The sequence below is a fragment of the Salmonella sp. 32010601201800023SM genome (assembly GCF_017572235.1).
GTDB classification, from domain to species: domain Bacteria; phylum Pseudomonadota; class Gammaproteobacteria; order Enterobacterales; family Enterobacteriaceae; genus Salmonella; species Salmonella enterica.
Genome location: NZ_JAGEQS010000001.1, coordinates 67,392 through 86,264 on the forward strand (window position 1 = coordinate 67,392; position 18,873 = coordinate 86,264).

19 protein-coding genes are annotated in these 18,873 nt (G+C 53.4%); 12 read left to right on the plus strand and 7 right to left on the minus strand.

From position 1 onward, the window contains the following. Nucleotides 1-8 precede the first annotated feature (8 nt). Nucleotides 9-92, minus strand: a complete 84-nt coding sequence (gene yohP, locus J4617_RS23155; protein ID WP_000698460.1) for a small membrane protein YohP — start codon at nt 90-92, stop codon at nt 9-11. Nucleotides 93-409: 317 nt separating this feature from the next. Between yohP and mdtQ the strand changes: the two genes are divergently transcribed. Together mdtQ and J4617_RS00335 are read left to right on the plus strand one after the other, a co-directional pair. Then, nucleotides 410-1,846 (plus strand): multidrug resistance outer membrane protein MdtQ, encoded by a 1,437-nt coding sequence (gene mdtQ / locus J4617_RS00330; RefSeq protein WP_001081457.1) that lies wholly within the window; start codon nt 410-412, stop codon nt 1,844-1,846. Nucleotides 1,847-1,911: 65 nt separating this feature from the next. Beyond that, a complete protein-coding gene (locus tag J4617_RS00335; protein ID WP_000169608.1) occupies nt 1,912-2,673 on the plus strand; it encodes an SDR family oxidoreductase in 762 nt (253 codons plus the stop codon). A gap of 47 nt (nt 2,674-2,720) precedes the next feature. Here J4617_RS00335 and J4617_RS00340 read toward each other — a convergent pair whose 3' ends face one another. Beyond that, entirely contained in the window at nt 2,721-3,290 is a 570-nt protein-coding gene (locus J4617_RS00340) for a DedA family protein (RefSeq protein WP_001523476.1), read from the minus strand. Nucleotides 3,291-3,448: 158 nt separating this feature from the next. Here J4617_RS00340 and J4617_RS00345 point away from each other — a divergent pair, with 158 nt between their 5' ends. Both J4617_RS00345 and pbpG read left to right on the plus strand, forming a co-directional pair. Further along, nucleotides 3,449-4,036, plus strand: coding sequence for a Yip1 family protein (locus J4617_RS00345; protein ID WP_001017057.1), 588 nt, complete (start codon nt 3,449-3,451; stop codon nt 4,034-4,036). Between the two features lie 165 nt (nt 4,037-4,201). Next, nucleotides 4,202-5,149, plus strand: a complete 948-nt coding sequence (gene pbpG / locus J4617_RS00350; RefSeq protein ID WP_000911555.1) for a D-alanyl-D-alanine endopeptidase — start codon at nt 4,202-4,204, stop codon at nt 5,147-5,149. Between the two features lie 58 nt (nt 5,150-5,207). On the opposite strand, the gene dld is transcribed toward pbpG, so the two are convergent. After that, on the minus strand, nt 5,208-6,938 hold the full coding sequence (dld, locus tag J4617_RS00355; protein ID WP_000095232.1) for a D-lactate dehydrogenase: 1,731 nt from the start codon (nt 6,936-6,938) through the stop codon (nt 5,208-5,210). Between the two features lie 266 nt (nt 6,939-7,204). On the opposite strand from dld, the gene bglX reads away from it, so the two are divergent. The 5 genes from bglX (at nt 7,205) to J4617_RS00380 (ending at nt 13,428) form a co-directional block, all read left to right on the plus strand. Next, nucleotides 7,205-9,502, plus strand: coding sequence for a beta-glucosidase BglX (gene bglX, locus J4617_RS00360; protein ID WP_000871560.1), 2,298 nt, complete (start codon nt 7,205-7,207; stop codon nt 9,500-9,502). Nucleotides 9,503-9,682: 180 nt separating this feature from the next. Continuing rightward, the gene (locus J4617_RS00365; RefSeq protein WP_000155876.1) at nt 9,683-10,600 is read left to right on the plus strand and encodes an ABC transporter substrate-binding protein; all 918 of its coding nucleotides are present in this window, start codon (nt 9,683-9,685) and stop codon (nt 10,598-10,600) included. A 3-nt stretch (nt 10,601-10,603) separates the two neighbouring features. Beyond that, the gene (locus J4617_RS00370; RefSeq protein WP_017465875.1) at nt 10,604-11,773 is read left to right on the plus strand and encodes an ABC transporter permease; all 1,170 of its coding nucleotides are present in this window, start codon (nt 10,604-10,606) and stop codon (nt 11,771-11,773) included. Next, a complete protein-coding gene (locus tag J4617_RS00375) occupies nt 11,766-12,713 on the plus strand; it encodes an ABC transporter ATP-binding protein (RefSeq protein ID WP_000569168.1) in 948 nt (315 codons plus the stop codon). Before J4617_RS00370 ends, J4617_RS00375 begins: the two co-directional genes overlap by 8 nt. Next, complete coding sequence (locus tag J4617_RS00380) at nt 12,697-13,428, plus strand: ABC transporter permease (RefSeq protein WP_000824854.1); 732 nt, start codon at nt 12,697-12,699, stop codon at nt 13,426-13,428. Before J4617_RS00375 ends, J4617_RS00380 begins: the two co-directional genes overlap by 17 nt. Here J4617_RS00380 and J4617_RS00385 read toward each other — a convergent pair. Together J4617_RS00385 and mlrA are read right to left on the minus strand one after the other, a co-directional pair. After that, nucleotides 13,409-13,516 carry a protein YohO gene (locus tag J4617_RS00385; RefSeq protein ID WP_001261696.1) on the minus strand — a complete coding sequence of 36 codons (108 nt, stop codon included), beginning with the start codon at nt 13,514-13,516 and terminating at the stop codon, nt 13,409-13,411. The genes J4617_RS00380 and J4617_RS00385 overlap by 20 nt on opposite strands. A 59-nt stretch (nt 13,517-13,575) precedes the next feature. Continuing rightward, nucleotides 13,576-14,307 carry an HTH-type transcriptional regulator MlrA gene (gene mlrA, locus J4617_RS00390; protein ID WP_001240418.1) on the minus strand — a complete coding sequence of 244 codons (732 nt, stop codon included), beginning with the start codon at nt 14,305-14,307 and terminating at the stop codon, nt 13,576-13,578. Between the two features lie 222 nt (nt 14,308-14,529). On the opposite strand from mlrA, the gene J4617_RS00395 reads away from it, so the two are divergent. From J4617_RS00395 to J4617_RS00405, 3 genes are read left to right on the plus strand one after another with little or no spacing between them, the layout of a single operon-like run. After that, entirely contained in the window at nt 14,530-16,215 is a 1,686-nt protein-coding gene (locus J4617_RS00395; RefSeq protein ID WP_000272850.1) for a sensor histidine kinase, read from the plus strand. Beyond that, nucleotides 16,212-16,931 (plus strand): two-component system response regulator BtsR, encoded by a 720-nt coding sequence (btsR, locus tag J4617_RS00400; RefSeq protein WP_000598637.1) that lies wholly within the window; start codon nt 16,212-16,214, stop codon nt 16,929-16,931. The genes J4617_RS00395 and btsR overlap by 4 nt, the downstream gene beginning before the upstream one ends. Nucleotides 16,932-16,977: 46 nt before the next feature. Further along, a complete protein-coding gene (locus tag J4617_RS00405) occupies nt 16,978-17,445 on the plus strand; it encodes a DUF1456 family protein (protein WP_000950413.1) in 468 nt (155 codons plus the stop codon). 56 nt (nt 17,446-17,501) lie between these two features. Here the strand turns inward: J4617_RS00405 and J4617_RS00410 are convergent, their stop codons facing one another. Together J4617_RS00410 and J4617_RS00415 are read right to left on the minus strand one after the other, a co-directional pair. Continuing rightward, nucleotides 17,502-18,032 (minus strand): YehR family lipoprotein, encoded by a 531-nt coding sequence (locus J4617_RS00410; RefSeq protein WP_017465874.1) that lies wholly within the window; start codon nt 18,030-18,032, stop codon nt 17,502-17,504. Between the two features lie 171 nt (nt 18,033-18,203). Continuing rightward, nucleotides 18,204-18,662: a YehR family lipoprotein gene (locus J4617_RS00415; protein ID WP_000703143.1), complete on the minus strand. Its 459-nt coding sequence runs from the start codon at nt 18,660-18,662 to the stop codon at nt 18,204-18,206. Nucleotides 18,663-18,873: the final 211 nt, after the last annotated feature.

Sequence of the window (18,873 nt, forward strand, 5' to 3'; positions counted from 1 at the left end):
CGCAGGAATCAGAAAATCATCTTAAACACGCCCGTTACCACCAACAGCCCAATCAGAAAAATAATTAAGATTGCCCATAGAAGAATTTTCATTGTTTGTCCCTTTATTGGTAAATACAAACAAAGTATAGGAAAGTATTAAGCCATCTGCTGCCTTGTTGGGCGCGGCGACGTTTAACTCATGAAGGCTGCTGGCGCGTATTGCAGCAAAATCGTTCATTTATGAACGGGTTAGTGGGACTTTTCATTGAAGTATTACATCAAAAAATGTATCAGATGAAATTATTTGCTAATCATATAAATTTCAAAATATGTCTTTTGTTGTCTGATGATGTATTGCCACGCGTAACTAAAAAATAGATCGCCGTAAGACGTACTCTCTGCGCACCTTTTTTTATCAGAACACCTCCATGAATCGTAATTCTTTCCTTGCCGCGACAGCGAGCTTACCGCTTTTTATTTTGCTGGCGGGCTGCGCCCCTATGCACGATACCCGCCAGTCGCTGACCCAGCAGACGCCCTCTTCTCATGTTGATTCCAGCCTGCCGGCGGCATTGAAAAACGGTTGGCCGGATAGCCAGTGGTGGAAGGCGTATCACGATGCGCAGCTTGACGCGCTGATTGATAATGCCATACAGCATTCGCCGGATATGCAGGTGGCTGAACAGCGTATTCAACTGGCGGAAGCGCAGGCGAAAGCGGTTGAGGCGCAGGACGGCCCGCAGCTCGACTTTTCTGCCGACATTGAGCGCCAGCGAATGTCCGCGGAAGGGCTGATGGGGCCATTCGCGATTACCGACCCCGCGGCGGGAACGACCGGGCCGTGGTATACCAACGGTACATTCGGCCTGACGGCGGGCTGGGATCTGGATTTATGGGGGAAAAACCGCGCTGAAGTTACCGCGCGGATCGGGGCGGTCAAAGCGCGCGAAGCGGAGCAGGAGCAGACCCGACAATTGCTGGCAAGCGGCGTGGCGCGACTCTACTGGGAGTGGCAGACGCAGGCGGCGCTGAAAAATGTGCTGATGCAAATCGAGCATGAGCAGCAAAACGTGGTGACGGTAAACCGGGAGCTGTATCAACACGGCATTACTTCTTCTGTTGAAGGGGTCGAGACCGATATCGACGCCAGCAAAACCCAGCAGCAGTTGAATGACGTTAACGGTAAAATGAAGGTTATTGAAGCGCGGCTCAGCGCGTTAACCAATACGCAATCGGCGGCGCTCAAGCTGCGTCAGGTGAGTCTCCCCGCCGTTGAAAGCCAGTTACCGTCGCAACTGGGGTATTCGTTGCTGGCGCGCCGGGCGGATCTACAGGCCGCGCACTGGTACATTGAATCCTCGTTGAGCAGCATTGACGCCGCGAAGGCCGCGTTTTATCCCGATATCAATCTGATGGCTTTTTTACAGCAGGATGCGTTACATCTGAGCGATCTGTTCCGTCATTCCGCACAGCAATATGGCATTACCGGCGGGCTGACGCTGCCGATTTTCGACAGCGGCAGGCTGAATGCCAACCTCGATATCGCCAAAGCGCAAAGCAACCTTTCTATCGCCAACTACAACAAAGCGGTGGTAGATGCGGTTAATGATGTGGCGCGCGCCGCCAGCCAGGTAGAGACGCTGGCGCAGAAAAATCAGCATCAGCAGCAGATTGAGCATGACGCGCAGCGTGTGGTCGGTCTGGCGCAAGCGCGCTTTAATGCCGGCATTATTGCGGGTTCCCGCGTGAGCGAGGCCAAAATCCCGGCACTGCGCGAGCAGTGTAACGGCTTGCTGTTGCAGGGCCAGTGGCTGGATGCTTCTATTCAGCTTACCAGCGCGCTGGGCGGCGGTTATCATTCCTGATTTTTCCGGATGATTCAGACAGGGTTCCTATACTTAGGCTGTGTATGAATCATCCGGAGAGGAATATGACCAAAGTCGCAATTGTAACGGCATCAGATTCGGGAATTGGCAAAGCGTGTGCATTGTTATTAGCACAAAACGGTTTTGATATTGGTATCACCTGGCATTCCGATGAACGCGGCGCGCAGGAGACGGCGAAAAAAGCGGCGCAGTTTGGTGTGCGGGCAGAGACCATTCATCTTGACCTGAGCCAGTTACCCGAGGGCGCGCAGGCCATTGAACATCTTATCCAGCGCCTGGGGCGCGTTGACGTGCTGGTCAATAATGCCGGGGCGATGACCAAATCCGCGTTTATTGATATGCCGTTTACGCAGTGGCGGCAAATTTTTACCGTGGATGTCGATGGCGCGTTTCTCTGCGCGCAGATCGCCGCCCGGCATATGATTAAACAAGGAGAGGGAGGGCGCATTATCAACATCACCTCCGTCCATGAGCATACGCCGCTTCCGCAAGCCAGCGCCTATACCGCGGCGAAACATGCGTTGGGGGGATTGACTAAATCCATGGCGCTGGAACTGATTGAGCATCATATTTTGGTCAACGCCGTCGCGCCAGGCGCTATCGCCACGCCGATGAATGATATGGATGACAGCGACATTGAGCCGGGATCGGAACCCTCGATCCCTATCGCCCGACCGGGTTCTACGCATGAAATAGCCAGCCTCGTCGCCTGGCTGTGTTCGGAAGGCGCAAGCTATACCACCGGTCAGTCGCTGATTGTCGACGGCGGGTTTATGCTGGCGAATCCGCAATTCAACGCAAAATAAACGCCGGGGCCGGATGGCGGCGTTATGCCATCCGGATACCATCGGGTTTAACGGGCCTCCGCTTTGCCGCGTCTTTTCAGCCACCAGCGCACGCCCACCACCAGGACGATGGCCAGAATCAGCCAGACTCCGTGCCTGAGATGCTGATCGAGGTCGTGCAGCCATGGCGCGATCACCTCGCCGCCAAGATATCCCAGCGTGGTAAACAGCAGCGCCCAGATCAGCGCGCCTACAATATTCAGCGGCAGAAAAATTTTAGGCGGCAGGCGGCTGGCGCCAATCAGCAGCGGGCCAACCACCCGGAAGCCGTACATAAAACGCGTGCCGATCACAAACAGATACGGATGGCGTTGGATCATTTTCTGCGCGCGACGAATCTTCGTATGATAACGGGGGAAACGACGCAGGATCTTCCCGCCATAGCATCGTCCTAACAGATAAAGTAGCTGATCGCCCATCATCCCTCCCAGCGCGACAGCCGCCGCCACCAGCGGAAACTTGAGCAATCCCTGATGCGCCGCGACGCCCCCCAACAGGGTGACGGTTTCACCTTCGGCCATACTGCCGATAACCAGCGCCGCATAGCCATAATGCGTAATAAGCGTGTTGATATCCATGCGTAAACCACCTCCGGCATTAAGCATACACCCTGGCAAGAGGCGTGCGCGGCAAAGCCGACGTTTTGCCGGAGACTATTTTGCCATTGCTCATAAAATAACCAGAAACTGAATTATACTTGAACATACTGGCATCTGAGGCAGCAGAAGGGGGCAGTATGAACCATGTATGGGGGCTTTTTTCCCATCCCGATCGGGAAATGCAGGTGATCAAAAGCGAAAACGAAACCGTTTCGCATCACTATACGCACCATGTTTTGCTGATGGCGGCGATTCCCGTCGTCTGCGCCTTTATCGGCACGACGCAAATCGGCTGGAATTTTGGCGACGGCAACGTGTTACAACTCTCGCTGTTTACCGCTTTTGCGCTGGCGGTCTTGTTCTACGGCGTGATGCTGGCGGGCGTCGCGGTGATGGGACGCGTCATCTGGTGGATGGCGCGAAACTATCCGCAACGGCCATCGCTTGCGCGCTGTATGGTTTTTGCCGGCTATGTCGCAACGCCGCTGTTTTTAAGTGGTCTGGTGGCGCTCTATCCCCTGGTATGGCTATGCGCACTGGTCGGCGCTGTCGCGCTTTTTTACACCGGCTATTTGCTGTATTTGGGTATTCCGACTTTCCTTAACATTAATAGAGAGGAGGGATTAAGCTTCTCCAGTTCGACGCTCGCTATCGGCGTACTGGTCCTGGAGGTGCTGCTGGCGATCACCGTGATCCTGTGGGGATATGGCTACCGCCTGTTCTGATGCGAAAAAGGGCTGGCGCAAAAGCCAGCAATGCAGCATTTGCTGACGATTCTTCTGTAGCGGCAACGCTGGCGTGCCGCTATGATGCCACTGCTAGCTTGAGTATAATCTTAGCTCAGGCGGTGTGCGTTACGACGCGCGTGAATCATTATCAGAAATCTCATCATGCTGAAATTCCGAGCTTCATTCCTGAGCCTTGCTCTGATGTTGGCCGTTCCTTTTGCCCCGCAGGCTGTGGCGAAAACGGCAGCGACAACCGCGGCGTCTCAACCTGAGATTGCCTCCGGTAGCGCAATGATTGTTGATCTCAACACCAATAAAGTGATCTATTCGAACCACCCGGATCTGGTGCGTCCGATTGCCTCGATAACCAAATTAATGACAGCGATGGTCGTGCTCGACGCGCGATTGCCGCTGGATGAAATACTGAAGGTCGATATCAGCCAGACGCCGGAAATGAAAGGGGTTTACTCCCGCGTGCGCCTGAACAGCGAAATTAGCCGCAAAAATATGTTGCTGCTGGCGTTGATGTCATCCGAAAACCGTGCGGCGGCAAGCCTGGCGCACTATTATCCCGGCGGTTATAACGCATTTATTAAAGCGATGAATGCGAAGGCGAAAGCGCTGGGCATGACGCATACCCGCTTTGTTGAGCCGACGGGGCTGTCGATTCATAACGTCTCGACCGCGCGGGATTTAACAAAATTGCTGATTGCCACGAAGCAATACCCGCTGATTGGCCAGCTAAGCACCACGCGCGAAGATATGGCGACATTCTCGCATCCGGCGTATACGCTGCCGTTTCGCAATACCAACCATTTGGTCTACCGTGATAACTGGAATATCCAGTTAACGAAAACCGGCTTTACCAATGCGGCGGGGCATTGCCTGGTGATGCGTACCGTGATCAATAACAAACCGGTCGCGCTGGTGGTCATGGACGCGTTCGGCAAATATACCCACTTTGCGGACGCCAGTCGCCTGCGTACATGGATTGAAACCGGTAAAGTCATGCCCGTTCCGGCTGCCGCGCTGAGCTATAAAAAGCAAAAAGCCGCGCAAATGGCGGCAGCCAGCGCCAGCGCCGGAGCGCAAACCGCACAGAACGATTAAGTCGCCGCAGGCCCGGCAGGCATCGCGCCGCCGGGCATTCACGGTAAACCACACCGTGTTAATGCGTTTCGTCGGGCGTATTTTCCTGCCAGAATTTCCGCTTACTCGTTTTGCCGATACCGGGGTTCATACTGTTGGTTGGGTCATTTTGCCGATAAAAACGCGTCAGCGTTTCCGGCGCTTTATACAGATGTCCAACGTTGTGCTCCGCCGGGTATTGTGCCCCGCGCGCCTGCAACAGCTCCAGCATTTGCGCTTTCAGCGCATGGACGTCGACGCCTTTCTTCACGATATAGTCCTGATGAAAAACGTGGCACATAAAGTGACCGTAATAGAGTTTATGTACCAGTTGGCTGTCGATTTCCGGCGGCAGATGCTCGAACCAGTCGGTATCGTTGCGGCGCAGAGCGATATCCAGCGCCAGGATATCTTCCACTTCATCAGCGTGTACGGCCTGGTAACGAATCGCTGCGCCAGCAGCGGCGAAGCGGTGCAGGAAGGCTTTGCTGCCTTCTTCCGGCGTACAGGTAAAGAAACCGCCCTCAGCGGATTTAAAAAATTCATTCAGCCAGCGTTGCGCTTCTGCGACGCCGTCTCCCGCCATTTTTAACAGCAGATGATGCTCATATTTATCGCGCCAGTTTTTCATTCGCGGCGGCAGATGGCTGGGAAACAGGTGGCCGAATTTCTGCATCGCGCGGTCGGTGAAATGCGGTCGGAAAAATTTTACTTTTTCCAGCATCGCATCGGTTCGGCCTTTTAGCGTGAAAAAGAATGGCATCTTGTCGGTGCCGAGTTTATCGATCATCAGAAAGGTATCTTTACCGTACTGCTCCGCAATATCGTAGATATCGCGATGCATATATTCTCCCGCCACTGGCAGATTGTCGAAGTTCGCCAGAATATGCCGACGGATTTCAGTCAGTACCGCGGGCTGATTGGTGCCGATATAAAAAACCTGCTGATTTTTTTCCGCTGCAAAGGTATCAAGGCGAACGGCAAAAACCGCCAGTTTTCCGGCGCAGCCGGAAGATTCAAACAAACGGTCCGGGTCGGCGTTATAGCGGGCGGGCGTATCGGCGTTGATATCTCGTACCCGCGTCACGTAGTCGTGATCGTGCGCATGACGACCATCGTGGCGCACATCCTCATCTTTAATCCGTTCGTCATCCAGCTTGCTCAGGATCTGCTCCGGCGTATGCCCAAGATCGATACCCAGATGATTGACCAGTTGCAGTTTGCCTTGGTCGTCAATACGGGCAAAGAGCGACATCTCGGTATAGGCCGGGCCGCGCTGCACCAGCGAGCCGCCGGAGTTATTACAGATACCGCCGATGACCGACGCGCCGATGCACGACGAACCAATCACCGAGTGCGGTTCACGGCCCAGCGGTTTAAGCGCTTTTTCCAGCGCATAGAGCGTCGTACCGGGCCAGGCCAGAACCTGTTGGCCGTTATCCAGTAAGTGCAGCTTATCCAGCCGCTGGGTGCTGATAATCACAATATCGCGATCGTAGTCGTTGCCGTTCGGCGTGGAGCCTTCCGTCAGACCGGTGTTGGCGGCCTGCATCAGAATAATTTTGTCAGCGTTAACGCAGGCGTTGAGCACACGCCACAGTTCCAGTAATGAACCCGGGAAAACAACGGCCAGCGCGTCGCCCTGACCGGAACGGAAACCCTTGCGATAGCGGGCGGTTTTGGCGGGGTCTGTCAGCAGGTGAGAATGGCCTACCAGGCGGGCCAGCTCATTCAGGAACGTTTTATTATCAGTCATTGTTATGGAAGACATTCTCCACTCCTTGTGGTGGGACAAAATATCAGCGTTAAGCATAGCGCTTTGTATGACAATACGCTTTCTCATTCAAATTGTTTCTGTGTTGGTGGTATTCATTTGCCGCCTTGATACCATTTGCTGGCGGTTGTGTATTCGACTGTGCGGAAAATTAGGAGAATAACCTTCGCTTTCTTCTCCTCTCGCGTTTAGGCTTATGGCAAACTGCGGTTTTTATTCTGTTTTTACCACCTCGTCGGGATAAAGATAAAGAGAGACTCAACATGAAATGGTTATGTTCAGTAGGTGTTGCTGTGAGTCTGGCGATGCAGCCAGCATTGGCGGAAAACCTGTTTGGCAATCACCCGCTGACGCCCGAAGCGCGCGACGCGTTCGTCACGGATTTACTCAAGAAAATGACTGTCGATGAAAAAATTGGTCAGTTACGTCTGATTAGCGTCGGCCCTGATAACCCGAAAGAAGCGATTCGCGAGATGATCAAAGACGGGCAGGTAGGGGCGATTTTCAATACCGTCACCCGCCAGGATATCCGTCAAATGCAGGATCAGGTGATGGCATTGAGCCGCCTGAAAATTCCTCTCTTTTTTGCCTATGACGTGGTACACGGCCAGCGAACCGTCTTCCCAATAAGCCTCGGTCTGGCTTCTTCTTTTAATCTGGATGCGGTAAGAACCGTAGGACGCGTATCGGCGTATGAAGCGGCGGACGACGGTCTGAATATGACCTGGGCGCCGATGGTGGATGTCTCCCGCGATCCGCGTTGGGGACGCGCCTCCGAAGGCTTTGGCGAAGATACATATTTAACCTCCATCATGGGCGAAACCATGGTGAAAGCGATGCAGGGCAAAAGTCCGGCGGATCGCTATTCGGTGATGACCAGCGTGAAACATTTTGCCGCCTATGGCGCCGTTGAAGGCGGTAAAGAATACAACACCGTGGATATGAGTTCCCAGCGTCTGTTTAATGACTACATGCCGCCGTACAAAGCGGGGCTGGATGCGGGGAGCGGCGCGGTGATGGTGGCGCTGAACTCGCTGAACGGCACGCCTGCGACGTCAGATTCCTGGCTATTGAAAGATGTCCTGCGCGATGAGTGGGGCTTTAAGGGAATTACCGTTTCCGACCACGGCGCTATTAAAGAACTGATTAAACACGGTACCGCGGCCGACCCGGAAGATGCGGTGCGCGTGGCGCTAAAGGCAGGGGTGGATATGAGCATGGCGGATGAGTATTACAGCAAATATCTGCCGGGTCTGATTAAGTCGGGCAAAGTGACGATGGCGGAACTGGACGACGCGACACGCCATGTGCTCAACGTAAAATATGACATGGGATTGTTTAACGACCCCTATAGCCATCTGGGGCCGAAAGAGAGCGATCCGGTGGACACCAATGCCGAAAGCCGCCTGCATCGTAAAGAGGCACGGGAAGTGGCGCGGGAAAGTGTGGTACTGCTGAAAAACCGGCTGGAAACGCTGCCGCTGAAAAAATCGGGCACCATTGCCGTTGTTGGGCCGCTGGCCGACAGTCAACGTGATGTAATGGGAAGCTGGTCTGCTGCTGGGGTCGCGAATCAGTCAGTGACGGTGCTGGCGGGTATTCAAAATGCCGTCGGCGACGGGGCGAAGATCCTCTATGCCAAAGGGGCGAATATCACTAATGATAAAGGCATCGTCGATTTCTTAAACCTGTATGAAGAGGCGGTGAAAATCGATCCGCGCTCACCGCAGGCGATGATTGATGAGGCGGTGCAGGCGGCGAAACAGGCCGATGTGGTGGTCGCGGTGGTAGGCGAGTCGCAGGGGATGGCGCATGAAGCCTCCAGCCGTACCAATATCACCATTCCGCAGAGTCAGCGCGACTTAATCACCGCTCTGAAAGCCACCGGTAAGCCGCTGGTACTGGTATTAATGAACGGCAGACCGCTGGCGCTGGTAAAAGAAGATCAACAGGCCGATGCGATTCTGGAGACCTGGTTTGCCGGGACGGAAGGCGGCAACGCCATTGCCGATGTGCTGTTTGGCGATTACAACCCGTCAGGCAAACTGCCGATCTCCTTCCCGCGTTCGGTGGGACAAATTCCGGTCTATTACAGCCATCTCAATACGGGACGCCCGTATAATCCTGAAAAGCCAAACAAATACACCTCACGCTATTTTGACGAAGCGAATGGCCCGCTCTATCCGTTTGGTTACGGTCTGAGCTACACCACATTTACGGTGTCTGACGTCACGCTCTCCTCACCGACAATGCAACGCGACGGCAAAGTCACGGCCAGCGTAGAGGTCACGAACACCGGTAAACGCGAAGGGGCAACGGTCATCCAGATGTATTTACAGGATGTCACGGCATCAATGAGCCGCCCGGTGAAGCAATTAAAAGGCTTTGAAAAAATCACCCTCAAGCCTGGCGAACGTAAAACCGTGAGTTTCCCGATTGACATCGAGGCGTTGAAGTTCTGGAATCAGCAGATGAAATATGACGCGGAACCCGGCAAGTTCAACGTCTTTATCGGCGTGGATTCCGCTCGCGTTAAACAAGGATCGTTCGAGCTACTGTAAGCCTGCCGTCAACAGGGCGCGATAGCTGCGCCCTGTCTGGCAATGGCTTTTCCTGTCCCCCCTTTTATTGCCTGCCACGTCACTTAAACTGCCAGAAAATCCCAGGTTAAACGCAGACTTTTCAACTATGCTTTTTTCTCAAGTCTCTGAAAAAGGCCGTAAAAGGATGAGGAAAGCATCATGACGATCTCAAAGCTATGGGTAAGTTCGCTGGCGTTGCTGGCGACGGTGAGTTTACCTCTACAGGCGGCATCGCCCGTGACGGTCGGGTCAAAGATTGATACCGAAGGCGCGCTGCTCGGCAACATGATTTTGCAGGTACTGGAAAGCCACGGCGTTAAAACGGTCAATAAAATTCAGCTCGGGACGACGCCAGTCGTTCGTGGCGCGATTACCGCCGGAGAGCTGGATATCTATCCGGAATACACCGGTAACGGGGCGTTCTTTTTTAAAGATGAAAACGATCCGGCATGGAAAAATGCAAAGCAAGGCTTTGAGAAAGTCAAAAAACTGGATGCGGAGCAGAATAAGCTGGTCTGGTTGACGCCTGCGCCGGCAAATAACACCTGGACCATCGCGGTACGTCAGGACATCGCGGAAAAAAATAAACTCTCCTCGCTTGCCGATCTCAGCCGTTATCTGAAAGAGGGCGGCACTTTTAAACTGGCGGCGTCTGCGGAATTTATCGAACGGGCGGATGCGCTGCCGGCATTTGAAAAAGCCTATGATTTTACCTTGAATCAGAACCAGCTCTTGTCGCTGGCGGGCGGCGATACGGCGGTCACGATCAAAGCCGCCGCGCAACAAACATCCGGCGTTAACGCCGCGATGGCGTATGGCACCGACGGCCCTGTCGCCGCGCTGGGTCTGCAAACCCTGAGCGACCCGAAAGGCGTCCAGCCTATCTATGCCCCCGCGCCGGTAGTGCGTGAATCGGTGTTACAGGCCTATCCGCAGATAGCCGACTGGCTGCAGCCCGTTTTCGCCAGCCTTGATGAGAAAACGCTGCAACAGTTGAACGCCAGAATCGCCGTAGAAGGGCTGGATGCGAAAAAAGTCGCCGCAGATTACCTCCGACAAAAAGGGTGGGTGAAGTAATCTGTGAGTGATGCTGCCAAAAAAATTACGGTTAATCGTGTGCTGTTGCTGTTGGTTGTTCTGACCCTGCTTGCTGTCGCGCTACCTTTCATTAATTACGCCCCGAATCGTCTGGTGAGCGGCGAGGGGCGCCAGTTATGGGAGATCTGGCCGGCGGCCATCTGGATGCTGACTGGCGCGGGATGCGCGCTGTTTACGCTGTGCTTTGTACCCGGTAAACGCGGTAGCGTACTGACGCTGATGATGGCGCAGACGCTTTTTATTGTCATGCTGTGGGGAGTCGGCAGGGCGGCGACCCAGTTGGCGCAGGAGGGCAGCCCGCTGGCGCGTACCAGTCTGGGAAGTGGATTGTGGCTGGGCCTCGGTCTGATGCTGCTGGCCTGTAGCGATGCGATCCGCCGTATTACCGTTGGGCCGCTGTGGCGCTGGTTGCTGCACGCGCAAATTGTCATTGTCCCGCTGGCGCTGCTGTTTTCAGGCACGTTCGACAACCTCTCGCTTCTGAAAGAGTATACCAACCGCCAGGATGTTTTCGATGCCGCGCTGGTGCAACATTTAATGTTACTGGCGGGCACGGTGCTGCCGGCGCTGGCGATCGGATTACCGTTGGGCGTCTGGTGTTATTTTTCCGCCTCGCGCCAGGGGCCGGTGTTTACCGTACTGAATGTGATCCAGACTATCCCTTCCGTCGCGCTGTTTGGCCTGCTGATCGCGCCGTTGGCCGGGCTGGTGAAACAGTTTCCGTGGCTTGCCGCATTCGGCGTCGCGGGAACCGGCATGACGCCTGCGCTGATAGCTCTGGTGCTCTATGCGTTATTGCCGCTGGTGCGCGGCGTGGTCGCCGGGCTCAATCAGGTGCCGCGCGATGTGCTGGAGAGCGCAAGAGCAATGGGAATGAGTAGCGGCCAGCGCTTCAGGCATGTGCAACTGCCGCTGGCGCTGCCGGTCTTTTTACGTAGCCTGCGGGTAGTAATGGTCCAGACAGTGGGAATGGCCGTCGTCGCCGCGCTGATTGGCGCGGGAGGTTTCGGCGCCCTGGTGTTTCAGGGGCTATTGAGCAGCGCCATTGATTTAGTCCTGTTGGGCGTCATTCCGGTGATTGCGCTGGCGGTAGTGATCGACGCGCTGTTTGATTTATGGATCGCGTTTTTGAAGGGAGCAACCGATGATTGAATTTAACCATGTCAGTAAAACCTTCGGCGATCAACAGGCTGTTAGCGACCTCAATTTGCATTTTAGCGAAGGCAGCTTTTCGGTGTTAATTGGCACCTCCGGCTCGGGAAAATCGACCACTCTGAAGATGATTAACCGGCTGGTAGAGCATGATAGCGGAACGATCCGTTTTGCCGGGGAAGAGATCCGCAGCCTGCCGGTGCTTGAACTGCGCCGTCGCATGGGCTATGCCATTCAGTCTATCGGCCTTTTTCCCCACTGGACGGTGGCGCAAAATATCGCCACCGTACCGCAACTACAAAAGTGGTCGCGTGCGCGGATTAACGATCGTATTGATGAACTGATGGCATTATTGGGTCTGGAAAGCGCGCTGCGCGATCGCTATCCGCATCAGCTTTCCGGCGGGCAACAGCAGCGGGTCGGCGTTGCGCGGGCGCTGGCTGCCGATCCGCAGGTATTGCTGATGGACGAGCCTTTCGGCGCGCTTGATCCGGTAACGCGCGGCGCATTGCAGCAGGAGATGACCCGCATTCATCAGCTACTGGGGCGCACCATCGTACTGGTGACGCACGACATCGACGAGGCGCTACGCCTCGCCGACCATCTGGTGCTGATGGACGGGGGCAATGTTATCCAACAGGGATCGCCACTTTCTATGCTGACCTCGCCGGAAAATGATTTCGTGCAGGCGTTTTTTGGCCGCAGCGAGCTGGGCGTAAGGCTGCTTTCGTTACGTAGCGTAGGCGATTATGTACGTCGGCATGAACAGCTCAGCGGCGATGCGCTGGTGGAAGAGATGACGCTACGCGATGCGCTATCGATGTTTGTCGCCCGTCGGTGCGACGTCCTGCCGGTGGCGAATCAGCAGGGCGAGCCCTGCGGTACGCTCCATTTCCGCGATCTGCTTTCGGAGACGTCCCCCCGTGAAACGACTGTGTGATCCGCTTCTCTGGCTTATTGTTCTGTTCTTGCTTCTGCTGTTTGGATTGCCTTATAGCCAGCCGTTCTTCGCCGCGCTGTTTCCCGATTTACCGCGCCCGGTCTACCAACAGGAGAGTTTTGCCGCCCTCGCGCTCGCCCATTTCTGGTTGGTGGGCATCTCAAGTCTGTTTGCCGTCGTGGTGGGCGTCGGCGCAGGGATTGCGGTCACGCGAGAAAGTGGGAAAGAGTTTCGTCCCCTGGTGGAGACTATCGCCGCCGTCGGGCAGACCTTTCCGCCGGTCGCGGTACTGGCGATCGCGGTACCCGTCATGGGTTTTGGTCAGCAACCGGCCATTATCGCCTTGATCCTGTATGGGGTGCTGCCCATCCTGCAGGCGACCCTGGCCGGGCTGGGCGCGGTGCCTGCCAGCGTGATGAGCGTTGCCAGCGGTATGGGAATGAGCCGTCGCCAACAGTTGTATCAGGTTGAGCTGCCGCTGGCCGCGCCGGTGATTCTGGCGGGCATCCGAACCTCGGTGATTATCAATATTGGTACGGCGACCATCGCTTCAACGGTGGGGGCCAGTACGTTAGGCACGCCGATCATTATCGGGCTTAGCGGCTTTAATACGGCCTATGTTATCCAGGGGGCGCTGCTGGTGGCGCTGGCGGCGATCATTATCGATCGCCTGTTTGAAAGGCTGACGCGCGCGCTTACCCGGCACGCAAAATAAAACTGTAACCTGCCAGCATCACGCCGCCGATACCGCCAATAGCCATCAGCAGGAAAAGGGCGATCACCCCGATTTTCGCTACGCGCATTATGTACTCCTTATGTTAATAAAAGGAGTATACATTAAAGCGAATTTGTTAGCTGCTGTTTAAACGCCAAGGGGATGAATGTCGCGTCCCTGGGCGCGCCAGGCCAAAAGTTGCTGCTGCTGCGCCAGCGTCTGGTTTTCTCCGCACCATACCAGTAACGTCTTGCCGTCAAACAGTTCCGGGCGGAACTGGCTAAGCGAATGCGCCAACACGTCGATTCGCCATCCCTGTTGGCTGGCGACCCAACCTTCCAGCCACAGGCGGGTGGTATCATGGATATTCCAGCCGATCACCAACGCATCTTTTCCCTGTTTCTTACGCGCAGACGCCAGGCAGAGCGCAATATAGTTGATCAGGATACCGTCAAGAATGCCGAGCAGCGCCTGAAGGGCGGGTTGTTGGCACTGTAATCGTCGCCGCAGCGGGACGAACAGGTTAGTGGTCAATGTTTGGGCTGGATAATCCTGACCGCGTTCTTTGACCCATAACCGTAAACTGTGCAGATTACTGCTTTGCAGATAGTGCAGCAGGATCTCCTGCTGTTCGCGCCAGCCGTTAGGTTGTTCGCTACTGTCGCTACTGAGCAGCACTTTGACTTTGCTGACCTGGACGCCGTTATCTATCCAGCGCTTGATTTCGCGGATTCTGTCGATATCGGCATCGTTAAACAGACGATGACCGCCATCCGTTCGCTGTGGTTTTAAAAGTCCATAACGTCTCTGCCACGCGCGCAACGTGACAGGATTGATATCACAAAGCAAAGCCACTTCACCAATTGTGTAAAGCGCCATCGTTTCACCCTTGCTCGCGAGGTCCCGGTTTAACTTTAGACGCTCTTTTAGGAACCAGGAAGTTTTGCCTGTTTTTTATGCATTAAAACGCGAAGTAGCGGGTTGCAGCGCGGCGTTTAAGTGATCGTATTCACGAATTCATATTTTTATGCAACAGTTCAAAGAAAGTTAATCGTACTCAATGTATGTTACGCGCTTTTAATTGAAGTGTGGTTTGCGGGTATGTACGAGTTTAATCTGGTGTTGCTGCTGCTTCAGCAGATGTGCGTGTTTCTGGTCATTGCGTGGCTAATGAGTAAAACGCGCCTGTTCATCCCGCTTATGCAGGTCACGGTTCGTCTGCCGCACAAGCTTCTGTGTTACGTCACGTTTTCTATCTTCTGCATTATGGGCACTTATTTTGGGCTACATATCGAAGATTCGATTGCCAATACCCGCGCGATTGGCGCGGTGATGGGCGGCCTACTCGGCGGGCCGGTCGTCGGCGGGCTGGTCGGCCTGACCGGTGGGTTACATCGGTATTCTATGGGCGGCATGACGGCGCTGAGCTGTATGATTTCCACCATCGTCGAAGGGCTGCTGGGCGGGTTGGTACACAGCGTTCTCATACGTCGCGGACGCCCGGACAAAGTGTTTAGCCCGCTGACGGCGGGAGCAATTACGTGTGTTGCCGAACTGGTGCAGATGCTGATCATTTTACTGATAGCCAGGCCGTTTGACGATGCCCTGCATCTGGTCAGTAATATTGCCGCGCCGATGATGGTGACGAATACCGTTGGCGCCGCGCTGTTTATGCGTATTTTGCTCGATAAGCGCGCCATGTTCGAAAAATATACTTCGGCATTTTCTGCTACCGCGCTGAAGGTCGCCGCGTCAACGGAGGGGATTCTGCGTCAGGGATTTAACGAAGTGAACAGTATGAAGGTGGCGCAGGTGTTATATCAGGAGCTGGATATTGGCGCCGTCGCCATCACCGATCGCGAAAAACTGCTGGCTTTTACTGGTATTGGCGACGATCACCATCTACCGGGCAAACCCATTTCATCAGGTTATACGCTGAAAGCAATTGAAACCGGAGAGGTGGTTTATGCCGATGGCAACGAAGTGCCGTACCGCTGTTCGCTACACCCGCAGTGTAAACTCGGCTCGACGCTGGTGATCCCGCTGCGTGGCGAAAATCAGCGAGTCATGGGCACCATTAAATTGTACGAAGCGAAAAACCGGCTGTTTAGCTCAATTAACCGCACCCTGGGAGAGGGTATTGCGCAGCTTTTATCCGCGCAGATCCTGGCCGGGCAGTATGAACGGCAGAAGGCGTTGCTGACGCAGTCAGAGATCAAGCTGTTGCACGCGCAGGTGAACCCGCATTTTCTGTTTAACGCGCTCAATACCATTAAAGCGGTGATTCGCCGCGACAGCGAACAGGCCAGCCAACTGGTGCAGTACTTGTCGACCTTTTTTCGCAAAAATTTAAAACGCCCGTCGGAAATCGTCACGCTGGCGGATGAAATTGAACACGTAAACGCTTATCTGCAAATTGAAAAAGCGCGTTTTCAGTCGCGTCTGCAGGTGCAGCTTGATGTTCCATCGACGCTTTCACGTCAGAAATTGCCTGCGTTTACATTACAGCCGATTGTTGAGAACGCCATTAAACATGGCACGTCGCAACTGCTTGATACCGGCAACGTCGCTATTCGCGCCCGGCGCGAAGGGCAGCATTTGATGTTAGATATTGAGGATAATGCGGGACTGTATCAGCCTTCCGCCGGCAGTAGCGGGCTGGGGATGAGTCTGGTTGATAAACGTCTGCGCGAACACTTTGGCGATGATTATGGTATTAGCGTGGCCTGCGAGCCGGACTGTTTTACCCGAATTACATTACGACTTCCACTGGAGGAGGACGCATGATTAAAGTGCTGATTGTGGATGATGAGCCGTTAGCGCGGGAAAATCTGCGGATTTTGCTCCAGGGGCAGGATGACATTGAGATTGTGGGAGAGTGCGCGAACGCGGTAGAAGCGATTGGCGCTGTACATAAGTTGCGACCTGATGTGCTGTTTCTGGATATTCAGATGCCGCGTATCAGTGGACTGGAGATGGTAGGAATGCTTGATCCGGAACACCGCCCGTATATCGTTTTTTTAACCGCGTTTGACGAATACGCCATCAAAGCCTTTGAAGAACACGCTTTTGATTATCTGCTCAAGCCGATAGAGGAGAAACGGCTGGAAAAAACATTACATCGTCTGCGTCAGGAGCGCAGTAAACAGGATGTTTCGTTGTTGCCGGAAAACCAGCAGGCGCTTAAATTCATTCCCTGTACCGGACACAGCCGGATCTATTTGTTGCAAATGGATGATGTCGCCTTTGTCAGTAGCCGTATGAGCGGCGTTTATGTGACCAGCAGTGAAGGGAAAGAGGGGTTTACCGAGCTGACGCTGCGCACGCTGGAAAGCCGGACGCCGCTACTGCGTTGTCATCGTCAGTTTCTGGTGAATATGGCCCATTTGCAGGAAATTCGGCTGGAGGATAATGGGCAGGCAGAGCTGATTTTACGCAACGGCCTGACGGTGCCGGTAAGCCGTCGCTATCTGAAAAGTTTAAAAGAGGCGATTGGCCTGTAAAAGACTGTTAGAATATCGTTTTGCCATAGAAACGACCGAAGGCCTCATGCTGAGTAACGATATTCTGCGTAGCGTGCGCTACATTTTAAAAGCTAATAATACCGATCTGGCGCGTATCCTGGCGCTGGGTAACGTTGATGCTACGCCGGAGCAGATTGCAATCTGGTTGCGCAAAGAAGAGGAAGAGGGGTTTCAGCGTTGCCCGGATATCGTGTTGTCCTCATTTCTCAATGGCCTCATTTATGAAAAACGCGGCAAAGATGAGGCGGCGCCTGCATTGACGGCGGAACGTCGTATCAACAACAATATTGTGCTGAAAAAGCTGCGTATCGCCTTTTCGCTAAAAACAGATGATATCCTGGCGATACTTACCGGTCAGTTGTTTCGTGTCTCAATGCCAGAGATCACCGCGATGATGCGCGCGCCGGACCATAAGAACTTCCGCGAATGCGGCGATCAGTTTATGCGTTATTTTCTGCGCGGTCTGGCAGCCCGTGAACACGCGGCGAAGTAATTCTGCGGTATTGTTCCCGGCAGCGTCCTGTCTGACCGGGAAAACGCATTATTATACTAATTGATTCTATGATATCCGCTCTCTTCCAACAGTTTCTGCGAGCGAATCATTGACAGATAGTACGCGGAACAGTTGTCAATTGATGATCCTGGCAATTTACAGAGGTCGCTTATTTTTGCCTGGGTAAAATCAATATCCACATATTCCGTAGCATAGCTATCATAATAGTCGATTCGTTCAGTCAAACCCGGCATACCCTGATAAGCTTCGCCGACTTGACTCAGCATTTTTTGTGCTTCTTCTTTATTATTGGCTTTCAGGGTCTTATAAAGTAGTTTATGTTCAGATATTTGACGTAAAACGATATCCCCTTTGTAGTAATAGGTTAACTTGATTTCAATACCGTTGAGATTACCTACATAGCGTTGTGTTTCCTCTGACTCTTTGCTAGCGGCTATCTTCTTGATAAACGCTGTCATGTTATTTTGCTTTTCCTGGGGAGTATCGTTTTTCTGATCGCAGCCAGTTATGCTAACCGATAGAGAGAGCGCGAATAGTGGCAGTGCCATAAGGCGTAGAACCCGCATAACAATTCCTTGTCGTTAAGTATTGGTGTGGCCAGGAATTCAGGGATTATAGGCTTTGGCGAGGGGACTTACAGCGAGGCTGTCTTTTTTCGGAATTCATAAAGAAAAGACGCTGCCGAAGCAGCGCCCTGAGCGACTTTACCAGTCGATGCAATACATTATGCCTGCCAGTTATTTCGCTTCTTTAAAACCAGCAGCTTCCAGCAGCGTCTGGGTTTGTTTCATGCTGATACCTTTGCTGGTATCGCCGGACACCATCGTCCCTGAGATTTGCTGTAACGCTTTAAAGTCCACTTTTTCCATATCCACAGAGACGTTTTCCTGGGCATAGGTATCTTCATAGGTTAATTTTTCTTCCACTCCGGCGATATTTTTATATTTCGCGCTCAGCGGATCGAGAATTTTGGCGGCATCTTCTTTCGTTTTAGCGCCTACAGTGGCATAGCTGATTTTACTTTCAGACGTCTGCTTAATGATTTTGTCACCTTTATAGGTGTAAGTAATTGAAATTTCTGTCCCCGCCAGGTTTGCGTTAAAGGTCTTTGATTCTTCTTTATCGCCACAGCCAGTAAGAGAGAACACCAGTACGGAAGCCAAAGCCGCGGACAATAACTTGCCAGAAATTTTCATCTAAAACTCCATTTTATATAATGATTGGGTTTTTAAAATAATTTCAATGAATTAATTTAACCCAGTAATAGCAATGTATCAGGGAGAGATAGAATATGACTTTTAGCCGTTATTTAGCAGTCCGGATATGGAGTCTTAACGCTATTGCTTATTAAGGAAAAAGTTAAAACACGCGGATGGGGTGATATGCCAGTCAGGATTAAGCGGTTAA

Coding starts and splice junctions, on each gene's coding strand:
- yohP (WP_000698460.1), bottom strand. CDS start 92: ATGAAAATTCTTCTATGGGCAATCTTAATTATTTTTCTGATTGGGCTG.
- mdtQ (WP_001081457.1), top strand. CDS start 410: ATGAATCGTAATTCTTTCCTTGCCGCGACAGCGAGCTTACCGCTTTTT.
- J4617_RS00335 (WP_000169608.1), top strand. CDS start 1,912: ATGACCAAAGTCGCAATTGTAACGGCATCAGATTCGGGAATTGGCAAA.
- J4617_RS00340 (WP_001523476.1), bottom strand. CDS start 3,290: ATGGATATCAACACGCTTATTACGCATTATGGCTATGCGGCGCTGGTT.
- J4617_RS00345 (WP_001017057.1), top strand. CDS start 3,449: ATGAACCATGTATGGGGGCTTTTTTCCCATCCCGATCGGGAAATGCAG.
- pbpG (WP_000911555.1), top strand. CDS start 4,202: ATGCTGAAATTCCGAGCTTCATTCCTGAGCCTTGCTCTGATGTTGGCC.
- dld (WP_000095232.1), bottom strand. CDS start 6,938: ATGTCTTCCATAACAATGACTGATAATAAAACGTTCCTGAATGAGCTG.
- bglX (WP_000871560.1), top strand. CDS start 7,205: ATGAAATGGTTATGTTCAGTAGGTGTTGCTGTGAGTCTGGCGATGCAG.
- J4617_RS00365 (WP_000155876.1), top strand. CDS start 9,683: ATGACGATCTCAAAGCTATGGGTAAGTTCGCTGGCGTTGCTGGCGACG.
- J4617_RS00375 (WP_000569168.1), top strand. CDS start 11,766: ATGATTGAATTTAACCATGTCAGTAAAACCTTCGGCGATCAACAGGCT.
- J4617_RS00385 (WP_001261696.1), bottom strand. CDS start 13,516: ATGCGCGTAGCGAAAATCGGGGTGATCGCCCTTTTCCTGCTGATGGCT.
- mlrA (WP_001240418.1), bottom strand. CDS start 14,307: ATGGCGCTTTACACAATTGGTGAAGTGGCTTTGCTTTGTGATATCAAT.
- J4617_RS00395 (WP_000272850.1), top strand. CDS start 14,530: ATGTACGAGTTTAATCTGGTGTTGCTGCTGCTTCAGCAGATGTGCGTG.
- btsR (WP_000598637.1), top strand. CDS start 16,212: ATGATTAAAGTGCTGATTGTGGATGATGAGCCGTTAGCGCGGGAAAAT.
- J4617_RS00405 (WP_000950413.1), top strand. CDS start 16,978: ATGCTGAGTAACGATATTCTGCGTAGCGTGCGCTACATTTTAAAAGCT.
- J4617_RS00410 (WP_017465874.1), bottom strand. CDS start 18,032: ATGCGGGTTCTACGCCTTATGGCACTGCCACTATTCGCGCTCTCTCTA.
- J4617_RS00415 (WP_000703143.1), bottom strand. CDS start 18,662: ATGAAAATTTCTGGCAAGTTATTGTCCGCGGCTTTGGCTTCCGTACTG.